General features: G+C 67.5%; 1 pseudogene. It reads left to right on the plus strand.

Going from position 1 to position 647, the window contains the following annotated elements:
• Positions 1-60: 60 nt before the first annotated feature.
• Positions 61-647: pseudogene (locus ADL15_RS17605) on the plus strand (hypothetical protein); the annotation flags it as partial.

Here is a 647-nt window from a genome sequence, read left to right on the forward strand (position 1 = left end):
TTGCGACCTGACCGGTCGTCGGTTTCCCCGACTCCGGCAGTCGCCGCCGTTCAACGGCCGATGGTCTCGACCACCCAGGTCGCCACGGCTACCGGCCGCACGAACGACACCACAACCGAATACACAACTGAATCCACAACCGAACAGACAACTAAAAACACAACTCAAAACACAACTAAAAATGGCCTATCCGCTCCGGCCGACCAGCGCGCCTCGCGCGACAAGCCGGTCGTGACCCCGCCGCGTCCTGCCTTCTCTCCCGAGAACGCAGACCACGCGACGGCCACGATCCCGGCCCCGCTGGACTCGGCCCCGACTCCTGGACTGACGCAAACGCGTCCGGAGACACCGTCCCCGGCTGAGATCGCCGACCGGATCACCAAACCGGCAGCGACCAGCTCGACCGGATCCGCCACCGCCCGGGCCAATGCCCTGGCCACCCGCAAGCCCGCACCGCACCGCGACGCCACGACGACTCCGAAGCTGGCCCGTCCTGCCACCGACACCCGTGTCAACGAGCACGACGCCGCACAGCTCACCCTGCCGCTCGTGTCACCGCAACTGCTCACGCGCGCCCAGCAAGTGGCCACGCAGCACCGCACCGAGCACGGCACACCGATCACGGCCGGGCAACTCGCCGTCCGACT

Source organism: Actinoplanes awajinensis subsp. mycoplanecinus (assembly GCF_001509495.1).
Classification (GTDB): Bacteria; Actinomycetota; Actinomycetes; order Mycobacteriales; family Micromonosporaceae; genus Actinoplanes; species Actinoplanes palleronii.